Consider the following 17,464-nt stretch of genomic DNA (forward strand, 5'->3'; position numbering starts at 1 on the left):
TAGCCGGCTCGCCGGGTCACGCAAACGGAATTACTTGAAACGGTAGCCGATGGTCACACTGTAACCACGGCCGAAGATGGTCGCGTAGTCACTGGAGTCACCCAGGAAGCTGTTCGGATCGTAGAACGGCAGGCGGTTGAACAGGTTCTTGACGGTGAAGCTCAGGTTCCACGCATCATCCGGGCGCCAGGTGACGCTCATGTTGGCGGTCCACCACGACGGCGCACCGTCGCACTTGCTCTTCTGCAGGGCCAGGTAGCCGCCGGTGCAGGTTTCCTTGTTGTTGCTCACCTCATCAACCTGGTCGGTGGCCCACTTGGTGCCGCCCACGTAGTTGACGAACATGCTGGTGGTGACCTGCTTGTAGGTCCAGTCGGCATTGAGCGTGGCACGCAGGCGCGGGTTGTTGTAGTAACCCACCACGTCGCCGTAGTACCAGCCGTTGGCTTCATCCATGTAGAAGCGGTTGCGGTTGGCGATGGTGGCGGCCAGGCCGATGTTCAGGTTGCCCCAGTCACCCAGCGAGAAGCGGCTGCGTGCATCGATGTCGAAGCCGTCGATCAGCGTCTTGCCACGGTTCTTGTACTGGCCCACCACGCTGGCCACGTTGCCGGCGGAGTAGCCCGGCAGCACCGACGGGCAGCTCACGCCACTGGCCGGGTCGGCACACATCGCCGCCAGCTGCGCCAGGTTGGCGCGGTCACTGTCGGTGATCGGCGAGCGCGACGAGGAGATGATGTCTTCCATGCGGCGGTAGTCCGGCGCGACGATTTCATTGTCGCGATAGATGAACCAGTAGTCGGCCGACACCGACAGCCAGGTCGCCGGCTCGTAGACGAAGCCGAGGGTGGCGATCTTGGCCTTCTCCGGTTTCAGGTTCTTGTTCGGCTGGGTCATGCGCGCCACGGTGCGGCTGCAATCCACGTTCAGCAGGTTCTTGCCCAGGTCGACATCGCCCGGACGCTGCGAGCGCAGCAGCAGGTTGGCGATGGCGTTGGTCTCGTTGCAGCGCAGCTCGTCGCGGTAGCCACCCAGCTGCGCGAACACGCCGCCGTTGCCGGATTCGGCCAGGCTCGGTGCACGGAAACCGGTCGAGTAGGTACCGCGCAGCATCAGCTGGTCGAACGCCTGGTACTTGAAGCCGATCTTCGGCGCGACGTTGGCGCTGAAGTTCGGGTACTTGTCCACGCGCACCGCCGCATCCAGTTCCAGCTTGTCGGTGATCGGTGCCACGGTCTCGGCAAACAGCGCGTAGGTGTTGCGCTTGCCGTCGAACCAGGAACCACCCTGCTGGGAGATCAGGCCGTTGGCTGCATCCGCGTTGCCCGGGGTGTAGAAGGTTTCGCGGCTGGCGTTGAAGCCGAACGCGGCGCGCATTTCACCGGCCGGCAGCTGGAACAGCGGGCCTTCGATCTTGCCGTCCAAGGTGTGCAGACGGGTCCACGACTGGATGTCGAAGGTCGGGAACGCTTCACGGATCAATGCAGCGTTGGCTTCGCTGATCTCACCGAACTTGTATGCCGGGTGGTCGGAGATGATCACGCGGCCGGTGGTCGGATCGACCGAGTACGGGCCGAACGCCTTCTCGAAGCCCTTGATGTTGACGTTGATCGTCTGGTACGTGGTGGAGTGGGTGCCGGCACTGGCGAAGGCGGTCTCCCAGTTCCAGTCACCCCGGTTGCCACGCGCACCGGCCAGCACGCGGTAGCTCTTGTCGGTATTGCGCTGGCCGAAATAGTTCGGGCCGGCATCCTGCAGCAGGTAGTTCAGGCCGACCACGCCGCCCATCATTGCCTTCATCTGCGGGCTGGCGTGGTTGTACTCGTTGTTCGGGCCCAGGAACGGGTACAGGAACTGGTTGACGGTGTTGCCGGTGTTGCGCGAGAACCAGCTGGTCGGGTTGCCGGTGGTGGTGCCGTAGGTGCGCGGCGTGCCGCCGTTGGCGCGCAGGTCGATGTCGGTGTAGGTCGCCTCGGCGAAGATCTCGGTGCTGTCACCCACCAGGAACGTGCCGTTGAGGTAGGCGGTATTGCGCTCGGACTTGGCGCCGGCATCGATCTCGTTGTTCATCCAGGTTTCCCAGACGCAACGCGGACCGGCCGCTTCACTGGTCAGCACGTTCTTGCAGCCCGGCGCGGCTTCCTGCACGCGGCGGCCGGTGACCGGATCGAAGGCGAAGTAAGTGCCCGGATTGAATTCACCCGGCTTGCTGCCCACGCCCAGGCGCAGGTTGTTGAGGTAGTTCGGATTGTTGACGTAGTACTGGTCGGGCCGCTTGTCGTAGAAATCGCTCAGCGGAATCGCGTCGCGGCGGTACATGTTGACCGCACCGTAGATGTTGAAGCGGTTCTCGGCCAGGTCACCGAAGCCGGCGGTGATGCTGGCCTGGCGCTCGCCGTAGGAGTCGATGCGCGAGGAGGTGTCGTTGGTGAAGCTGACCTCGGCGCCCTGGAAGTTGCGCTTGGTGATCACGTTGATCACGCCGGCCACCGCGTCGGTGCCGTACACCGCCGACGCGCCGTCGGTCAGCACTTCCATGCGTTCGATGGCCGCAGCCGGGATCGCGTCGATGTTGACGAACTGGGTCTGGAAGCCGGCCGGTGCACCGTAGTACGACAGGCGACGTCCGTTCAGCAGCACCAGCGTGCCCTGCGCGCCCAGGCCACGCAGATTGGCCTGCGAGGCACCGTCGGAACCGGTGAACAGCGAACGCGCGTCCTGCTGCGCTGGGCGTGCCGCCGGCAGGTTGTCGAGCACCTGCAACAGCGTGCGCGCACCCATGTTCTGGATGTCCTGCTTGCTGATCACCTGCACCGGCGAGGCGGTTTCAACGTCGGTGCGGCGGATGTTGGAGCCAGTGACCTCGATGCGGGCCAGGTCGGTGGCCTTGTCCTTGCTCTCCTGGGCGAAGGCAGGAACGGCGACCGACAGCAGCACGCCGGCGATGGCCAGCGACAGCGGAGCGATCGAACGACAGGGGGGGCGGTGGTGGCGGGCGGGCAACATCGGGGTTCTCTCCTGGCAGGGGTGCGGCGCGAATGGTGAGCGCGTGGGCGTTCGGCGGGCAAAACGCTCCCGGGCCACGGCCATGGGGGCCGTAGTCGGAATGGGCGGGGGGAGGAGCGGTGTTACGAGGGGGTCATGGGGCGACGATGCTGGCGGAGTCGCCCTCCTGGCCGATCAGTACGGCATTGGCCCAGTTGGCGCAGACCTGGGCGGGTTGACTGCCCTGCGCACCCAGCGTGCGCAGGCTCAGGGTGGAAAGGCCACGGATGTCCAGCTCCGGCTTGACCACGCCGGGTGCCTTCACCAGGCCGCTGTCGTACAGCAGGCGGTTGTCGCCCCAGACCTGGAACTGCAGGCCACCGGCACTGCGGCAGGCGTCGTCGATGCCGAGGTCGGCACGCAGCAGGTGCCAGCCGCCCTGCAGGCGCAGGTCGATGCGGCTGTTGGCGCCGACGCCCAGGCCACGGCGGAACTGCAGGCCGTTCATGCGCATGCCGGCATCGCCACGGAACGACTGGTCGGCGCGCACCTGGCTGGCCAGCGCGGCCGGCACCGGCAGCTCGGAGAGATAGCGCTGCCGGGCCGGTCGCTCCGGTTCCTGGTGTTCGAGGATGTGGAAGGTGGACAGTGCGATCGGGCCGACGTCGCGCGGCTGCAGCGCATCGAAGGCGCGGGCACTGCCCTGTGCGGCGGTAACCATCGGATCGGTGCTGCTGGCGCCATCGCCTTCCGGGTTCTGCACGCTCAGCACGCGGAAGCGCAGCAGGCGGCCGGCATGGGCCGGGAACGCGATGCGCTGCACGCCTTCCTTCAGCTGCAGGCGGCCACGTGCGATCGGCTCACCCCATTCGCCATTGCTGTCGCCCAGGTACACCTCGTAGTCGCGTACCTGGCCGTGCTTCCAGTTCTTGTCGTTGCGCGGCGCGATGTCGATGCCATCGATCATCCTGCGCTCGCCGAACCCGATCACCCATTCATGCGCACCGGTGCGCACGGCCTGGTTGCGCACACTGCGGAACCAGGTACCCGGGTCATCATCGAAGGCGTTTTCCAGCGCGTGGCCGGGCTCTTCGGCCGGGCGGTTGACCACCAGCAGGCTGTCGGCCGGCAGTTCGCGGCCAAGCACCGGCGCGGCCGGATAGGCGTCGTCGGCAGCGGCGGCGGCGACCGCGAAGTCCAGCTGCAGTTGCAGGGGCTGGCGGATGTCCTGGCTGGCGGTGCGCACATGCAGCGTGCCGCGTCGTTCGGCGGCATCGAAGTACCATCCTTCAGCAGCAGCGTTGAACGCAGCGGCATCAGCCAGCGCCGGCAGCGCGCGGCCAGCGGCCTGCACCGCACGCGGCGCCTGGCGGCTGAGCACGCGCAGGCCGTAGCGGCGCTGCGGCAGCTGGCCGTTGTACTGGCCCTGCACCGCATCGATCTGCACCTGCACCGGGCCACTGCCCTGCGCCGGCGCCTGCACGCGGATCTGCTGCGTGCTCGACTCGCCCTGCTGGTAGCGGCGCGTGTTGCCATCGTCTTCGTACAGCGTGTACTGCGACTCGCCCTGCGGATACAGGTCGAACGTCACTTCATCCAGCGGCTTCTCGCCGTCGAACAGCATCGATGGGTACATCGGCAGGATCGCTCCGGCACGCACGAACACCGGCAGCGTGGCCAGGTCCACCTGGCGGTCGAGCTGGCGGCCGTCGGCGCCGGCCTGCACGCGGCGGCCGTCCCAGTAGTCGATCCAGCCGCCGGCCGGCAGGTGGATATCGCGGCGCCAGCCACGGCTGGCCGCCTGGCTGCGGTACACCGGCGCCACCAGCAGATCGCGGCCGAGCAGGAACTGGTACTTGTAGGTTTCATCCTGCGCATGCGGATCGCGCGGGTTGTCCCACATCAGGCCACGCACCGGCGGCGCGCCGGTCTGCGCGGCCTCGTGCACCAGGCCGTACATGTACGGGGTCAGGCGCATCTTCAACTTCAGGTAATCGCGGTTGATGCTGCGGTAGGGCTCGTCGTACCACCACGGATGCTTGCGTGCGTTCGACGACCAGCCGCTCATGCCCATCAGTACCGGCGTGAACGCCTTCCACTGCAGGTCGCGGGTGAAGGTCTCGGCGCTGCCGCCGAAGATCGCATCCACGTCGCCGCTGGCGTAGGCCATGCCGGACAGGCCCGACCCGACCAGGGTCGGCACGTGCCAGCGGATGTAATCCCAGCTGCTGCTCTGGTCGCCGGTCCACGCGACGGCGTAGCGCTGGATGCCGGCCCAGCCCATCACCGTCCACAGGAACGGGCGCGAGTCGGAATTGTCGAGGATGCCGTTGAAGGCCTGGCGGTTGGCATCCATCGCGAACTGGTAACCCTTGCCGGTCCAGGCCACGTCCAGCTTCTGCACGCGGCTGCCGGCCTTGCCGACTTCCCAGGCGATCTTGTCGACACCGTTCTCGGTCCACAGGCCGGTGCGGAAGCCGTAACCGGCCAGGCCTTTCACGGTTTCCGGCAGCTGCTTGTAGCCACAGCCATAGCCATCGTTGGGCAGGATCCAGCCACCGGGCATGTCGTGGGCGCGGTACTGCTTGGCCACGCTGTCGATCACATCGGGGGTGGTGCCGGTCGGGCCGTCGCTCCAGCCTTCGGGCACGGTGCCGGGCTTCTTGCTGTTGTCGCCATCGTTGTAGCAATCGGCGTCGCCGTAGGACAGCGCCCAGCGCGCGACCATGTTCGGGCGGCCAGTCAGCCGGGTGTAGCGCTCGATCAGTTTCGGCAGGTCGGCGCCGACGAAGTAATAGGCATCGAAGCGGTCTTCGCGATGCAGCAGCGTGGACTGGTCGGCCTCGCGCAGATCGTAGCTGCCATCGCTCCAGGTATTGCGCAGCATGCCCCAGCCACGGCTGCTCAGCAGCATCGGGGCAGGGCTGGGGCGGTCGCCCTCTTCCCAGCCGCCGGAATAGGACACCTCCAGCTCGCGACCCTTGAACTGGTAGCGGCCGTTCTGCTGGCCGCCACCGAAGTAGCCCTCATCGGCCTGCGAGGACAGCACCTGCACGCTCTGCGTGGCATCCAGGTCCAGCGGCTGCAGTTCCTGCCACAGCGCGGTGGGCTGGCCGTTGTCCAGCCGTTCCAGGCGCATGCGCAGCGGCTGCCGCTGTACATGCAGCACCAGGGACTCGGTCCGCACGCGGATTTCCTGCGCGTCTTCTTCCAGCTTCGCCTGCACGTTGGCCTTGGGCTGCGGCAGTACGATCGGCGCGGCCTTGTCGCCGGCGCCGGTCAGCGTGCCGTTGCGGCCTGCCTGCACGCGGATGATGTCGGTGGCCGGCAGTTCGATGCGGAGGCGCGCGCCCTTGTCGGTCTGCAGGTCCCAGCCCTGCACGCCGTCGCGGCTGGCGCTGGCGGCAACCGAACGCAGGTTGCCGACCGACTCGGCCTGGGCCGGCATGGACGCCAACATCAATGCCGGCAACAGAGCCAGCATCAGCGGCGAGCGACGAACGCAGATTTCCACACGGACTCCCAACCCGTTCACCGGGCGTTTCGAAAGCGGTTGGGCCGACTCTAGGGCAGCGATTCGAAAGATGTCAACAAATTGAAAGGAAAAAGGAAGATATATTCCGTTGAAACGAAAGTTGTTGCGTCGCAATACTTTGTGTAATCGATTGCAGCTGCCTGTTAAGCATTGTGCGATACGGCATTCGCCCCGTTCTTTCGTTTTCCCGAGCGCCCGGCGCCGGGAAAGGTCATCGCGTCATTTTCTTTCTTTTTACTTTCGATGTTTGACATTTCGAAAGAAAACGCAGATGGTGCGCTGGCCCAACTGGAACCTCCGAATGGACGTCACCCTGCTTTCCGATGTGTCCGCCTGGCAGCGCCTTGGCGGAGCCGATACCGCTACCGAAATCGCCCAGCAGCCAGCGCTGTGGGAAGCCCTCGCCCAGGATCTGTCGCGTGCCCGCGACCGCCTGCAGGCCTTCCTCGGCGGCAGCCTCAACGATCCCAACCAGCGCGTGCTGTTCACCGGCGCCGGCAGCTCCGGCTTCATCGCCGAGATGGTGGCCGATGCGATCAACGCGCAGTGGCCGGCCGAGGTGCGCGTGGTGCACACCACCAGCCTGCTGACCCATCCGGCGCTGTACCTGCAGCGCGACCGCCCGACCCTGCTGGTCTCGTTCGGCCGCAGCGGTTCCAGCCCGGAAAGCGTGGCCGCGGTGGACCGCGTGCGCGCCGATGTGGATGAGGCACGCTTCCTCGACATCACCTGCAACGCCGATGGCGAACTCGCCCGTCGTGGTGCCGGCCGTGCCGATACCTGCACGCTGCTGATGCCGTCGGCCAGCTGCGATCGCGCCTTCGCCATGACCAGCAGCCTGACCTGCATGCTGCTGGCCGCACTGACCGTGTTCGATCGTTCGCCGTGGGATGCGCGCGTGGCGCGCCTGAAGCAGATCGCCGCGCTGGCCCGCGAAGGCCAGGCGCAGTGGGATGCACCGGTGGCGGCGCTGGCGCAGCGCCCGTTCAACCGCATCATCTACCTCGGCAGCGGCCCGCTGGAAGCGCTGGCGCGCGAGTGCGCGCTGAAGGTGCTGGAGCTGACCGCCGGCCGCGTGCTGGCGTTGGCCAACACGCCATTGGGGTTCCGCCATGGCCCGAAGTCGACGCTGGACGGCAACACCCTGGTGGTGGTGCTGCGCAGCGTGCAGCCGCTGGCGCGCCGCTACGAGCAGGACCTGCTGGAAGAGCTGCGCCGCGACGGCGTGGCCGGCCAGGTGCTGGCGATCGGCCCGCATTCGGACATCGGCGCCGATGACGAATACACCCTCACCGTGCCGGCACTGGATGATCCGTGGCTGGCGCCAGTGTGGCTGGGCTTCGCGCAGTTGTTCGCGCTGCAGCGCTCGGCCGCGCTGGGCCTGACCCCGGACAACCCGTTCCCGGACGGCACCGTCAACCGCGTCGTCAAGGGCGTCACCATTCACCATGGCTGAGCTGATCGCCCACGCCTGCTATGGCATCGACATCGGCGGCACCAAGATCGAGCTGGTGGCGTGCGACGCGGCGATGCAGGTCACCTGGCGCCGCCGCGTGGCCACCCCACAGGGTGACTACGACGGCTTCCTGCAGGCGGTGGTGGCGCTGGTCGCCGAGGCGGACGCTGCCCTCGGCCGTAGCGATGCGGCCATCGGCATCGCCCTGCCCGGCGTGCGCGACCGCCGCAGCGGCCGCCAACTCAGCGCGAACGTGCCTGCACTGACCGGCCAATGCGTGGCGCAGGATCTGCAGGCACGCCTGCAGCGCCCGCTGCACTTCGGCAACGATCTGCAGTGCTTTGCCCTGTCTGAAGCGCACGGCGGCGCGGCTGACGGCTACCCCAGCATGTTCGGCGCCATTCTCGGCACTGGTGCCGGTGGTGGCTTCTGCCTGCAGGGCCGCCTGCTGACCGGTTTCAACGGGCTGGCCGGCGAATGGGGCCACTGGAGCGTGCCCGGTCATCTGCTGCAGCGCCACGGCCTGCCGCTGATCGACTGCGCCTGCGGCCTGCAGGGCTGCGTGGAGCGTTATGTGTCCGGCAGTGGCGTGGCGATGATCGAGCGCCACCTTGGTGGCAGCGCCGCCGACGCCAGCGCCGTGATCGCCCTGGCCGAAGCCGGTGATGCCCGCGCGCGCAAGGCGCTGGACATCCACCGCGACCTGCTCGGCCACAGCCTGGCCGCGCTGGTGCTGGCGCTGGACCCGCACGTGATCGTGCTCGGCGGCGGCCTTTCGCAGTACGCGCCGCTGTACCAGCACCTGCCCGCCGCCATCGCCACCCACCTGTTCAAGGGTGTGCAGGTGCCACCGATCGTGCCGCCACGCTTCGGCGATGCCGGTGGCGCACGTGGTGCCGCCCTGCTCGCCTGCCAACCCTCGTTTTCCTGATTGACCGGAGCCTGACCATGTCCCCGTTGCAGACCCTGCTTGCTTCCCACCGCGCCGGTGCCAACGTCGGCCTGTACAGCGTCTGCTGCAGCAACGAGCAGGTGCTGCGCGCGGCCATGCACGTGGCGCTGGCGCACGGTACCGTGCTGCTGATCGAGGCCACCTCCAACCAGGTCGACCAGTTCGGCGGCTACACCGGGATGACCCCGCCGCAGTACCGCGATTACGTGGGCACGCTGGCCGATGAAGAAGGTTTCCCGCGCGAGCGGCTGATCCTGGGTGGCGACCACCTCGGCCCGAATGCCTGGCAGAAGCGCCCGGCCGCTGAAGCGATGACCCACGCACGCGTGCTGATCGAAGCCTATGTCGCCGCCGGTTTCCACAAGATCCACCTCGATTGCAGCATGTCCTGCGCCGATGACCCGGTGCCGCTGCCCGATGCCGTCGTCGCTGCACGTTCGGCCGAGCTGGCCGAGATCGCCGAGCGCACCGCCGCCGAACATGGCCTGCCGCCGCCGGTCTACGTGATCGGTACCGAGGTGCCGATTCCCGGGGGTGAAGCCTCGCTGGCCGAGGGCCTGCAGGTGACCACGCCCGCTGCTGCCGCGCAGACCCTGGCGATTCATCAGCAGGCGTTCGATACGCCGCAGCTGCGCGATGCGTGGCAGCGCGTGATCGCCATGGTGGTGCAACCGGGCGTGGACTTCGACCACAGCAGTGTGCACGAGTACGACCCGGCCGCCGCCAGCACGCTGGCCGACTTCCTCGAACAGCAGCCGCGCATCGTGTTCGAAGCGCATTCCACCGACTACCAGCGCGAAAGTGGCCTGCACGCCTTGGTGCGCGACCACTTCGCCATCCTCAAGGTCGGCCCGGCGGCGACCTTCGCCTACCGCGAAGCGCTGTTCGCGCTGGCCGCGATCGAGGCCGAACTGCTGCCGGCCGCACAGTGCTCGCGCCTGCCGCAGGTGCTGGATGAAGTGATGGTGGCGCAGCCGAAGTACTGGCAGTCCTACTACCAGGGCGATGAGGCAGCGCTGCGCCTGCTGCGCAGCTATTCCTTCAGCGACCGCTGCCGCTACTACTGGGGCGAGCCCGCGCTGGTGCAGGCGGTGCAGACCCTGTTCGCCAACCTGGAACAGCACGCGCCGCCACTGGTACTGCTCAGCCAGTACCTGCCGGAGCAGTACCGCGCCGTGCGTGAGGGCACGCTGGCCAACACGCCCACCGCGCTGGTGCAGCACCGCATCGGCCTGTGCCTGGGCGAGTACGCGCGCGCCTGCAGCGCCAACCAGGCCGGAACCCGCACGCAGAACGCACGTTCGGCTGCCGCCGTTGCTGCGAACGGCTAATCTTTACCTTTCCCCGCGACACCGAGAATGGCCATGCGCAACACCCGCTCCCGCCGGCAACAGATCCTGCAGCTGCTGATCGAGCACGGCTCGGTGCAGGTGGCCGATCTGGTCGAGCGCTTCGGCGTGTCGGCGGTGACCATCCGTGCCGACCTGACTCACTTCGAATCGCAAGGCCTGGCCAATCGTACTCACGGCGGCGCCACGCTGGTGCGCACGCCGCCACAGGAACAGGACATCCACGAAAAGGACGCACTGAACCTGCCGCTGAAGGAATCGATCGGCGCGTGTGCCGCGCGCCTGGTGCGGCCCGGTGACAACATCATCATCGACTCCGGCTCGACCACGATGACCCTGGCCCGCCACTTGCGCACCCAGCGCGACGTGACGGTGATGACCAATGGGTTGAACATCGCTTGGGAACTGGCCAACGCGCCCGGCATCAACGTGCTGCTGACCGGTGGACTGCTGCGCCAGCAGTCGTTGTCGCTGCAGGGCAGCCAGGCCGAAGCCAGCCTCAACTCCTACAGCTTCGACACCCTGTTTCTGGGCGTGGACGGCCTGGACCTGCAGTTCGGGCTGACCACCCACGATGAAGCCGAAGCCCGCCTCAACCACCGCATGGTCGAGCGCGCGCGCCGCATCGTGGTGCTGACCGACGCCTCCAAGTTCGGCCGCGTCAGCCTGCACCGCATCGCACTTCTCGATCAGATCCACGCCATCATCACCGACGCCGGCATCGACGACGCAACCCGTGAAGGGCTGCAGCGGGTGGGCATCGAAGTGATCATCGCCGAGCCCACTGCATGACCGACACCCGCACCCTGCATGGCCGCATCCTCACCCCGCTGGGCTGGCGGCGTGGCCAGGTCCACTTCGATTCGCACATCCGCCAGCTGCAGGTGGACGACCACAGCGGCGCCGACGACCTGCAGCTGCCAGTGATCCTGCCCGGCTTCGTCGACCTGCATGTGCATGGCGCGGCTGGCGTGGACCTGATGCAGGGCGGCGACGTGGCACGCACCATCGCCCGCACCCATCTGCGCTTCGGCACCACCACGCTGCTGGCGACCACCATGACCGCCGGGCTGGACGAGATCGAGCACGCGCTGCACGGCGTCGCTGCGGCGATGGCGGCGCCCGATGCCGACGCCGCCAGCATCGTCGGCGTACATCTGGAAGGGCCGTTCATCAGCCCGCAGCGGCTGGGCGCACAGCCCAATCGTACGATCGAGGCGACGGTGGCACTGGTGCAGCAGCTGCACGCGCTGGCGCCGATCCGGGTGATGACACTGGCGCCGGAAATCGGCGAGCACACCGCGCTGATTCCCGCGCTTTCGGCAATGGGCATCCGTGTGCAGCTTGGCCACAGCGCTGGCACTTACGAAGAAGGTGTTGCTGCGCTGCAGGCCGGGGCTTCCGGCTTCACCCATCTGTTCAACGGCATGACCGGCGTCGACCACTACCGGCCTGGCATCGCCGCGGCGGCGCTGGCACATGCGCAGTACGCCGAGATCATTCCCGACCTGCAGCACATCCATCCCGGCGTGATCCGCCTGGCCGCGCGCGCGATTCCGCGCCTGTACGCGGTGACCGACGCGACTGCCGCCACCGGCATGCCCGACGGCGAGTACGCGCTGGGCGAGCAGCGCGTGCACAAGTGCGGCGGCTGCGTGCGCCTGGCGACGGGTTCGCTGGCCGGCAGCGCACTGACCATGGACCAGGCGCTGCGCAACCTGGTGCGCGTCGGCCTGGACCTGGCCGACGCCTCGCAGCGGGTTTCCACCTTCCCGGCCGACTATCTGGGCCTGGGCGATCGCGGCCGCATCGCGCCCGACGCCCGCGCCGACCTGGTGGTGCTGGACGCCGAACTGCGCCTGCAGCAGGTGGTCATTGGTGGGCGCGTGGTCGATCTGACCTGACGCAAGCGATGCGGCCCGGATGCCGCGCGGGCTCCCTGTAGAGCCGAGCCATGCTCGGCTCACCGCGCGAAGCGCGGCATGGGGAACCTCGATATCGGAATGGAAAGCAGCCGAGCATGGCTCGGCTCTACAGAATGCACTCTGCGACGAACCGCCGCCGGGCCTGGCCCGGCGCTACCACAGGAACTGCCGATGACTGCAAGCACCGCCCCGCGCTGGCCCGTACGCTACCTGCTCTTCATCGGCGGCCTGGGGGGCCTGCTGTACGGCATCGACATCGGCATCATCGCCGGTGCCCTGCCCTATCTTGAAGCGACCGCCAGTCACGCCTGGCAGCTCAGCAGCCAGCAACTCGGCTTCGTGGTGGCGGCGGTACTGCTGGGCAGCGTGCTGTCCTCGCTGTTCGCCGGCATGGTCGCCGACCTGATTGGCCGCCGCGGCGCGATGCTGCTGGCCGGCCTGCTGTTCACCGCTTCGATTCCGATCATGGCACTGGCCTCCGGCTACACGCCGCTGCTGCTCGGGCGGCTGCTGCAGGGCATCAGTGGCGGTTTGATCGGCGTCGTGATTCCACTGTACCTGGCCGAAGTGCTCAGCCCCGAGCGGCGTGGACGCGGTGCGGCGATGTTCCAGCTGCTGCTGACCATCGGCCTGGTGCTGGCGGCACTGATCGGGCTGTACCACGCCCATGCGGTGGATGCCGCCGCCGAAGCCGTGCGCTCGCTGCCGGTCGCGCAGCAGGCGCAGGAACTGTTCACGGTGAAGGACCACGCCTGGCGCACCATCTTCTGGAGTTGTCTGGCGCCTGGCCTGCTGTTCTGCGCCGGTATCTTCTTGCTGTCCGAATCGCCACGCTGGCTGGTACGCCGCGGCCGCATCGATGAAGCCCGGCGCAGCCTTGAGCGCGTCCTCCCCGCCGCAGAGGTTGAGCCCACGCTGGCCCAGATCCAGGCGCCGGAATCGAGCAGCAGCGACGGCAAGCGCGACCCGCTGTTCAGCCGCCGCTACGTGGTGCCGTTCGTGCTCGCGTGCGTGGTGCTGGCCTGCACCCAGGCCACCGGCATCAACTCGGTGCTGGCCTACGCGGTCAACATCCTCAACCAGGCTGGCCTGTCCGGTTCGGTGGCCAACGGTGCCGACGTGGCGATCAAGCTGCTCAACGCGGTGATGACCGTGGTCGCGCTGCTGCTGGTCGACCGCAAGGGCCGCAAATTCCTGCTGATGCTCGGCAGCGGCGGCATCTGCGTGGCCCTGCTGGGCGCGGCCACGCTGTTCTTCCAGGCCGAACGCGGCCGTACCGACGTGCAGCCGCAACTGCAGGCAGCGGTCAGCGGCGACGGCCTGCGGCTGGTGCTGGATGATGCGCAGTGGCAGCGCCTCGGCGCTGGCATCGACAGCGAAGGCCGGCCGCTGCAACTGACCGTGTCGTATGCCTACGGCGACTTCACCAATGTGCGCGCCCTGCGCAGCGACAACCTGACCGACCGCGAGCTGCGCATCGAGCGTGCCGGCACCGTGCAGCCGGACAGCGTGATCGGTGCGTTCTTCCGCAAACTCCACCTGAATCCATTTGCCGACCCGGCCAGTGCCAGCCAGGCGCCATTGCGCATCGAGCAGGCCCGCATTGGCCCGGTGCCGCCACCGGCACACGGCTGGGCCGTGGCCACCTGCATCCTGGTGTTCGTCGCGTTCTTCGCCGTCGGCCCCGGCGTGTGCGTGTGGCTGGCACTGTCGGAGCTGATGCCGAACCGCATCCGCTCCAACGGCATGAGCATCGCGCTGCTGATCAACCAGTTCGTCTCAACCACCATCGCCGCGATCTTCCTGCCCACGGTGGGCCACTACGGCTACGCCAGCATGTTCGTGTTCTGGGCGGCGTGCACCTTCGTGTTCTTCCTGGTGGCCGCATTCTGGCTGCCGGAGACCAAGGGCAAGTCGCTGGAAGAGATCGAGGCGCGGTTCGCCCGGTAGCGGTCGACCTTGGTCGACCTCCCCGCGCGGCGCGGGTTCATGGCGCGTCCGTCAGTCGCCAGTGATGTGCTTCGCCAGCTCCTGCGCCTCGGCAACGCTGGGCAGCCCGCTCAGCATCATCGATTCGCCGAACGGCCCCTGCACCGTCGCCACCATCAGCACACGGCCATCCACGCTGATCGCTGCCCGCTGGCCCACCAGTGCTGCCGTGTCATCGTGGATGCGCTGGTGCGCTTCGGGCCGGTAGCGGATCTGCAGGCCGGGCTGCTTGGAATCGTCCAGTACGTAGCGCACATCAGCAATGTCCGCACTGCCGGCAATCGGCGGCTCGCGCAGGGCCAGGGTTTCGCCTTGCCATTGCGCCGGCCGGCCTTTGCCGGAGGCGTCCACCGCGCTCAGGCGCACATCCACGCCGGGGCGTGGCGCATGATCCTTGCCTGCCAAGGCACCGGGTGTGGCGCCAGGCATGCATCCGGTCAGGGCCAACGCCACGCCCAGCAACAGGGAAAGCGCAGCCCTCACTTCAGCTTCCGCAGCTTGAATGCCACCAGTACCTGCAGCAGCCCATACAGCAGGCTGCCGATGCCGATCCACAGCGTGGTCACCGCCACGCCTGCGTACGGGTTGGCCGCAAACAGCAAGCCCAGCACCACCGCCAGCACGCCACTGAGGATCAGCAACCACTCGCCCTGGATCTGCTTGCGCACGCGGATCGCGAGCACGATGCGATAGATGCCCGCCACCAGCAGCCACGCTGCGAGGAACAACACCAGCACGCTGGCGGTGGCCAGCGGGTTGATCACCGCCAGGATGCCGAAGCCCAGCGAGGCGATGGCATACAGCGCCAGCCACCCACGCGAGGCACCACTGCCGCCGCTGATCAGTGCGAACAGGCTGATGACACCTTCAACGATGGCCATCACGCCCAGTGTCCACGCCAGCGCCATCGCTGCGGACAAGGGCCAGCCGATGGCAACGATGCCAAAACCCAGTGCGACAAGCCCGTACAGCAGCAGGATCCACCAGCTGCGGCCAACCGCCGACAGCAAGGGAGACAAGGGGGAATTCATGACCACTCCTTCGATCCGGAACCGGCCTCATCCTAGCCCCTGTGGATGAAGAGGGCGATCACGGCGCCCGCGCGCAGACCCACACGCGCACCTCCGCAGCGCCCACCAGGCGCAGCGTCTCGGCAACCTCCATCACCGTGCTGCCGGTGGTCATCACATCATCGACCACGGTCAGCCGCGTTGGCACCAAGCCACGCACATCGAACGCATCGAACAGATTTTCCCTGCGCTGTTCGGCCGTGCGCTCGGACTGCGGCGCGGTGTGGCGCCGCCGGTACAGCCCCTGCCAGACCGGCATCGGCAGCAGCCGGCACAGCTCGCCCGCCTGGTTGTAGCCGCGCTGGCGCAGCCGGCGATTGTGCAGCGGCACCGGCACCAGCGGTGGACACCACCACGGCGGCGGTGCGCGCTGCATCAGCTGCGCGAGCAGGCGTCCGGCTGCGAGATCCTGATGGAACTTGTAGCGGACCAGCAACTGGTCGACCGGTGGCAGGTACAGCAGGCTGGCGTGGGTAGCCGTCTGTGGCGGTACCTCCTCGCGGCAGCTGCCACAGACGATCAACGCGGTGTCGGGCAACGGCAACGCGCAGCGCAGGCAGGCACGGCCTGCCCAGGGCAGATCGGCCAAGCAAGCGCAGCACAGATCAAGATCATCGTGGCCCGGCTCGCCGCAGACCAGGCAGCGGAGCGGTAGCAGCACACCAAGCAGTGCGCGCGAGACACGGGTTGCCGAACGCAGGCGATAAGTACGCATCACCCAATACTTGATGGCGCACGCCGCGTGCGGCCATCGGCGAAGCACCGATTGCAGTGTCGGAACTGCCCTCAACTGCGACGGGGGCCGCCGCCCGTCAGGAAAGGCGTTCACCCTGTCCGGTCGCCGGTGGCGTAGCGGCGGGCCCGATCAACAACTCTGCCAACCCACGGTAGATCGGCACCCGGCAGACCAGCCCGGACACGCCACGCGCGATCAGCACCGTGGCCAGGATCGGCAGCAGCAGATCACCACTGTCGGTCAGCTCCAGCGAGATCACCGCCGAAGTCAGTGGCGCCTGAGTGACGCCGGTGAGGTACGCACACATGCCCAGCAGCACGAACGCGCGCGGGTCCACGCCGGGCATCAGCACTGCCAGGTTGTGGCCGAGTCCAGCGCCGACCGCCAACGCCGGCGAGAACAGGCCGCCGGGAATGCCCGCCACGTACGAGGCCAGATTGGCCAGCAGCTTCATCAACCCGAACTCGTGGCCGACCAGCGCCTGCCCCTGCACCAGGCTGCGCGCCTGCTCGTAGCCGGTGCCGAACGCGCCTTCACCGAAGACCAGGGCGAGCAGTACCACCGCCATGCCGCAGCCTGCGGCCAGCAGCACCGGATGCCGCTGCCGCAGTTGCCCGAGCCAACGCGGGCGGCCCGCCGCACTGGCCAGCACCGCACGCGCGAACAGGCCGCCCAGCAGCCCTGCCACCACGCCGCAAAGCAGGATGGCCAGCCAGCCCTGGCCGAGTGGCAGGCGTGCACTCACATGGCCGAAGTAGGTGTAGTTGCCGAGCAGGCCCAGCGACACCACGCCGCCGACGATCACTGCGGTCAGCAGGGTGCCTGAGAAACGATGCTCGAAGCGGCCGCTGAGCTCCTCGATGGCGAAGACGATACCGGCCAGCGGCGTGTTGAAGGCCGCCGCGATACCCGCCGCACCACCGGCCAGCAGGAAGTGCGAGAGCTCGCGGGGATCCTTGAAACCGAACCAGCGGCCGAACAGATACATCAGGCTTGCGCCTACGTGCACGGTGGGCCCCTCGCGCCCGACCGATGCGCCCCCCAGCAGCGACAGCGAGGTCAGCAGCAGCTTGCCGGCCGAAACCGCTGGGGAAAGGTTGGTTTTCCGGAACGGCTCATCGGCCTTGTCCAGCGCAGCGATGACCTGCGGAATGCCGCTGCCCCGCGTGGGCTTCAGCACGCCGGAAGTGAGCCACGCCAGCAGCGCGAAGATGCCGGGCGTGAGCAGCAGGGCCCACCATGGCGAGTGTGACGTGATGCGCTGGAACAGATGGAAGGCCGCATCGCTGGCCTTGGCGAACAGGATCGCCACCAGCGCCACGGCCACGGCGCCGCCCCAGAGCGCGGCGCGGCGGCGCCAGGCTTCACTGAGGACCAGCGCGCTGACGCGGCCGCGGAGGCGATGGAGATCGATCATGGCAACGAGTCTGCGTGACAGCGATTGCATTGGACAGCAGGCACTGTGGC

12 protein-coding genes are annotated in these 17,464 nt (G+C 67.7%); 6 read left to right on the forward strand and 6 right to left on the reverse strand.

Annotated elements, in window-relative coordinates; genetic code table 11:
• Positions 1-30: 30 nt before the first annotated feature.
• Both AC5P8J_RS11630 and AC5P8J_RS11635 read right to left on the reverse strand, forming a co-directional pair.
• Entirely contained in the window at positions 31-3,006 is a 2,976-nt protein-coding gene (locus tag AC5P8J_RS11630; protein ID WP_049480062.1) for a TonB-dependent receptor domain-containing protein, read from the reverse strand.
• 133 nt (positions 3,007-3,139) lie between these two features.
• A complete protein-coding gene (locus AC5P8J_RS11635) occupies positions 3,140-6,499 on the reverse strand; it encodes a TIM-barrel domain-containing protein (RefSeq protein ID WP_494540065.1) in 3,360 nt (1,119 codons plus the stop codon).
• A gap of 322 nt (positions 6,500-6,821) precedes the next feature.
• Here AC5P8J_RS11635 and AC5P8J_RS11640 point away from each other — a divergent pair, with 322 nt between their 5' ends.
• The 6 genes from AC5P8J_RS11640 to AC5P8J_RS11665 all read left to right on the forward strand — a co-directional run bounded on the left by AC5P8J_RS11640 (position 6,822) and on the right by AC5P8J_RS11665 (position 14,152).
• Positions 6,822-7,976 (forward strand): SIS domain-containing protein, encoded by a 1,155-nt coding sequence (locus tag AC5P8J_RS11640; protein WP_111098633.1) that lies wholly within the window; start codon positions 6,822-6,824, stop codon positions 7,974-7,976.
• Positions 7,969-8,907: an ROK family protein gene (locus AC5P8J_RS11645; RefSeq protein ID WP_111098632.1), complete on the forward strand. Its 939-nt coding sequence runs from the start codon at positions 7,969-7,971 to the stop codon at positions 8,905-8,907. The genes AC5P8J_RS11640 and AC5P8J_RS11645 overlap by 8 nt, the downstream gene beginning before the upstream one ends.
• 17 nt (positions 8,908-8,924) lie before the next feature.
• Positions 8,925-10,259 (forward strand): D-tagatose-bisphosphate aldolase, class II, non-catalytic subunit, encoded by a 1,335-nt coding sequence (locus AC5P8J_RS11650; RefSeq protein ID WP_494533499.1) that lies wholly within the window; start codon positions 8,925-8,927, stop codon positions 10,257-10,259.
• Between the two features lie 33 nt (positions 10,260-10,292).
• On the forward strand, positions 10,293-11,069 hold the full coding sequence (locus AC5P8J_RS11655) for a DeoR family transcriptional regulator (protein ID WP_031270180.1): 777 nt from the start codon (positions 10,293-10,295) through the stop codon (positions 11,067-11,069).
• Positions 11,066-12,181 (forward strand): N-acetylglucosamine-6-phosphate deacetylase, encoded by a 1,116-nt coding sequence (gene nagA, locus AC5P8J_RS11660; protein WP_494533500.1) that lies wholly within the window; start codon positions 11,066-11,068, stop codon positions 12,179-12,181. Before AC5P8J_RS11655 ends, nagA begins: the two co-directional genes overlap by 4 nt.
• Positions 12,182-12,373: 192 nt before the next feature.
• Entirely contained in the window at positions 12,374-14,152 is a 1,779-nt protein-coding gene (locus tag AC5P8J_RS11665; RefSeq protein WP_495216816.1) for an MFS transporter, read from the forward strand.
• Positions 14,153-14,203: 51 nt separating this feature from the next.
• Here AC5P8J_RS11665 and AC5P8J_RS11670 read toward each other — a convergent pair whose 3' ends face one another.
• From AC5P8J_RS11670 to AC5P8J_RS11685, 4 genes are all read right to left on the reverse strand, one after another.
• Positions 14,204-14,620 carry a SecDF P1 head subdomain-containing protein gene (locus AC5P8J_RS11670; RefSeq protein WP_134731065.1) on the reverse strand — a complete coding sequence of 139 codons (417 nt, stop codon included), beginning with the start codon at positions 14,618-14,620 and terminating at the stop codon, positions 14,204-14,206.
• 50 nt (positions 14,621-14,670) lie between these two features.
• Positions 14,671-15,222 carry an HdeD family acid-resistance protein gene (locus tag AC5P8J_RS11675; protein ID WP_111103902.1) on the reverse strand — a complete coding sequence of 184 codons (552 nt, stop codon included), beginning with the start codon at positions 15,220-15,222 and terminating at the stop codon, positions 14,671-14,673.
• 58 nt (positions 15,223-15,280) lie between these two features.
• On the reverse strand, positions 15,281-15,976 hold the full coding sequence (locus AC5P8J_RS11680; protein ID WP_134730947.1) for a ComF family protein: 696 nt from the start codon (positions 15,974-15,976) through the stop codon (positions 15,281-15,283).
• Between the two features lie 97 nt (positions 15,977-16,073).
• Entirely contained in the window at positions 16,074-17,414 is a 1,341-nt protein-coding gene (locus tag AC5P8J_RS11685) for a chloride channel protein (RefSeq protein WP_134735744.1), read from the reverse strand.
• Positions 17,415-17,464: the final 50 nt, after the last annotated feature.

It is taken from the genome of Stenotrophomonas sp. YJH_SMC_37, assembly GCF_059370035.1.

Bases quoted from the DNA above. Each gene is read 5' to 3' on its own strand.
- AC5P8J_RS11665 (WP_495216816.1), top strand. From the start codon at position 12,374: ATGACTGCAAGCACCGCCCCGCGCTGGCCCGTACGCTACCTGCTCTTC.
- AC5P8J_RS11645 (WP_111098632.1), top strand. From the start codon at position 7,969: ATGGCTGAGCTGATCGCCCACGCCTGCTATGGCATCGACATCGGCGGC.
- AC5P8J_RS11640 (WP_111098633.1), top strand. From the start codon at position 6,822: ATGGACGTCACCCTGCTTTCCGATGTGTCCGCCTGGCAGCGCCTTGGC.
- AC5P8J_RS11675 (WP_111103902.1), bottom strand. From the start codon at position 15,222: ATGAATTCCCCCTTGTCTCCCTTGCTGTCGGCGGTTGGCCGCAGCTGG.
- AC5P8J_RS11685 (WP_134735744.1), bottom strand. From the start codon at position 17,414: ATGATCGATCTCCATCGCCTCCGCGGCCGCGTCAGCGCGCTGGTCCTC.
- AC5P8J_RS11630 (WP_049480062.1), bottom strand. From the start codon at position 3,006: ATGTTGCCCGCCCGCCACCACCGCCCCCCCTGTCGTTCGATCGCTCCG.
- AC5P8J_RS11680 (WP_134730947.1), bottom strand. From the start codon at position 15,976: ATGCGTACTTATCGCCTGCGTTCGGCAACCCGTGTCTCGCGCGCACTG.
- nagA (WP_494533500.1), top strand. From the start codon at position 11,066: ATGACCGACACCCGCACCCTGCATGGCCGCATCCTCACCCCGCTGGGC.
- AC5P8J_RS11650 (WP_494533499.1), top strand. From the start codon at position 8,925: ATGTCCCCGTTGCAGACCCTGCTTGCTTCCCACCGCGCCGGTGCCAAC.
- AC5P8J_RS11655 (WP_031270180.1), top strand. From the start codon at position 10,293: ATGCGCAACACCCGCTCCCGCCGGCAACAGATCCTGCAGCTGCTGATC.
- AC5P8J_RS11670 (WP_134731065.1), bottom strand. From the start codon at position 14,620: ATGCCTGGCGCCACACCCGGTGCCTTGGCAGGCAAGGATCATGCGCCA.